Source organism: Streptomyces phytophilus (assembly GCF_013870535.1).
Taxonomy (GTDB): domain Bacteria; phylum Actinomycetota; class Actinomycetes; order Streptomycetales; family Streptomycetaceae; genus Streptomyces; species Streptomyces phytophilus.
On record NZ_JACBXC010000768.1, the window covers coordinates 1 to 2,922 of the forward strand.

Sequence of the window (2,922 nt, forward strand, 5' to 3'; positions counted from 1 at the left end):
GAACTCGCCGGCCGCGCTGCGCGCCTCCAGCACGCCGTCGGTGGTCAGCAGCAGCTCGTCGCCCTCGGCGAGTGCCATCGTGGTCTCCTCCGCGTCCGCGAGGGACCTGGACAGCCCCAGGCCCAGCGGCGGGCCGCCGTGCAGGTCGGTCTCGCGTACGCGCCCCGCGGCGCTGCGCAGCAGCGGCGGGGGGTGGCCGTGGTTGAGGGCCCGGCACAGCCCCTCCGCGGAGATCGTCAGCAGCAGGACGGTGGCGAAGCTCTCGGAGCCGCCGTCGCGCGCCAGGCTGCGGTCCATGCGGGCGGCGATCCGGTCCAGCTCCGGCTCCTCGTACGCGGCCTCGCGGAAGACACCGATGACCATGCCGGTGGTGGGGACGACGCCGAGGCCGTGGCCGCGTACGTCGCCGATGACGACGCGCACGCCCCAGCGGGTGCTGATCACCTTGTAGAAGTCGCCGCCGATCATCGCGTCGTCGGCGGCGGAGCGGTAGGAGTGCCCCACGTCCAGCGGGCCGGCGCGGGCGGGCGGCGCGGGCAGCAGGGCCTGCTGGGCCACGTGGGCGACGCGGGAGACGCTCGTGAGCCGCTGCTCGCGGGCGAGGCGCTCGCTGTAGACGACGAGCCCGACCACGGTGGCGCAGCCGACGGCAGCGAGGCCCGACCAGAAGCCGAGGTCGAGCGACTTGAAGTTCCACCAGCTCAGCGCAGTACCGAGGACCAGCGCCACCGCGCCGGCGACGAGGATGGCCCGCCGCGTGCCGTTGACCGCGACGAACACCGGCACCACGGCGAACAGTGCCTCCAGCGTGTGGCCCTGCGACGCCGTGACGTCCACGACTGTGGCGCCCGCGAGGAAGACCCCCGCGACCCAGTAGGAGGCCCCGCGCAGCGACCGCATCTCTCCAGGCTGCCGCGCGGGACCCCGTCCCGCGACTCGAACGCCGCCGAACGCCGCAGGTCAGCGCCCCCGCAGCGCCCGGTAGGCGTCGACCAGCGCGAGGGTCGAGCCGTCCAGACCCTCGACCTCCGTGCCGTCCGCGAGCGCCGGCTCCAGCCGCTTGGCCAGCACCTTGCCCAGCTCGACGCCCCACTGGTCGAAGGAGTCGATGTCCCAGACGGCGCCCTGGACGAACACCTTGTGCTCGTACAGGGCGACGAGCTGCCCCAGCACCGACGGCGTGAGGCCGTCGGCCAGGATCGTCGTCGTCGGGTGGTTGCCCGGGAACGTGCGGTGCGGCACCTGCGCCGCGGGTACGCCCTCGGCCGCCACCTCCGCCGCCGTCCTGCCGAAGGCGAGGGCCTGGCCCTGGGCGAAGAGGTTGGCCATCAGCAGGTCGTGCTGCCCGGCCAGCTCGTCCAGCTCGGCGACCGGCCGGGCGAAGCCGATCAGATCGGCGGGGATCATCTTGGTGCCCTGGTGCAGCAGTTGGTAGTACGCGTGCTGTCCGTTGGTGCCGGGCGTGCCCCACACCACGGGCCCGGTCTGCCAGCCGACCCGCTCGCCGCCGCGGTCCGTGGCCTTGCCGTTGGACTCCATGTCGAGCTGCTGGAGATAGGCGGTGAACTTCGACAGGTAGTGACTGTACGGGAGCACGGCGTGGGACTGCGCGTCGAAGAAGTTGCCGTACCAGACGCCGAGGAGGCCCAGCAGCAGCGGCGCGTTCTCCTCCGGCGGCGCGGTGCGGAAGTGCTCGTCGACCAGCCGGAAGCCGGCGAGCATCTCGCGGAAGGCGACCGGGCCGATGGCCACCATCAGGGACAGGCCGATGGCGGAGTCGTACGAGTAGCGCCCGCCGACCCAGTCCCAGAACTCGAACATGTTGTCCGTGTCGATGCCGAACTCGGCGACCTTCGCGGCGTTGGTCGACAAAGCGACGAAGTGCTTGGCGACCGCCTCCTCGCCGGCGCCCAGGCCCGCCAGCAGCCAGCGCTTCGCGGCGGTGGCGTTGGTGATCGTCTCGACCGTGGTGAAGGTCTTGGAGGCGATGACGAACAGCGTGGTCTCGGGGTCGAGGTCGCGCACCGCCTCGTGCAGGTCGGCGCCGTCGACGTTGGAGACGAAGCGAACGGTCAGGTCCCGCCGGGTGTAGGCGCGCAGCGCCTCGTACGCCATGGCCGGACCCAGGTCGGAGCCGCCGATGCCGACGTTGACGACGGCGCGGACCGGCTTGCCGGTGTGGCCGCGCCAGTCGCCGGAGCGGACCCGGTCGGCGAAGGTGGTCATCCGGGTCAGCACGTGGTGCACGCCGGGCACCACGTCCACGCCGTCCACCTCGACGGACTCGGCGCTGGGCGCACGCAGCGCGGTGTGCAGCACGGCGCGGTCCTCGGTGATGTTGATCTTCTCGCCGCGGAACATGGCGTCGCGCAGCTCGGCGACACCGGTCGCGGCGGCCAGTTCGCGCAGCAGGCGCAGCGTCTCTTCGGTGACGAGCTGCTTGGAGTAGTCGAGGTAGAGATCGCCGACGCGGAGCGTGTACCGGCGGCCGCGCTCGGGGTCGGCGGCGAACAGCTCGCGCAGGTGCGTGGCGCCGAACTCCTCGCGGTGCTTGGCGAGTGCGTGCCACTCGGGGATCTGGTCGAGCCTGGTGCGTGACGTGGTGTCGGCCATGCCACCCAACCTAATTGATCCCGGTGCGTGCCGCCGGACCGAGCACGAGCACCCCCAGGGCGATCAGGACGGCCGCGGCCAGCGCCGGGGTGTTCCGGCCGAGCGCACCGGCGAGCACCCCGCCGAGCACGGCCCCCAGCGGCACCGCGGAGACCGACAGGGTGCGGAACGCGGCGCTGACCCGGCCGATGGCGCCCGCGGGGCTGCGCCGCTGCAGCACGGTGACCTCGGTGGCGGTCCAGAGCATCCCGGCGAAGCCCAGGACGGCGAGCGCGGCGCCGGCCGCGGGCAGGCTGCGTACCGTACCGA

At 73.0% G+C, this 2,922-nt stretch carries 2 protein-coding genes and 1 pseudogene; all 3 read right to left on the minus strand.

Features of this window, described 5'->3' with window-relative positions:
* Positions 1 to 900: PP2C family protein-serine/threonine phosphatase (locus tag H5J30_RS24930; RefSeq protein ID WP_181789603.1), on the minus strand; the 900-nt coding region annotated here is incomplete at its 3' end.
* Between the two features lie 60 nt (positions 901 to 960).
* Positions 961 to 2,613, minus strand: a complete 1,653-nt coding sequence (gene pgi, locus H5J30_RS24935; RefSeq protein WP_181789604.1) for a glucose-6-phosphate isomerase — start codon at positions 2,611 to 2,613, stop codon at positions 961 to 963.
* Positions 2,614 to 2,623: 10 nt separating this feature from the next.
* Positions 2,624 to 2,922 (minus strand): annotated as a pseudogene (locus H5J30_RS24940) (MFS transporter); the annotation flags it as partial.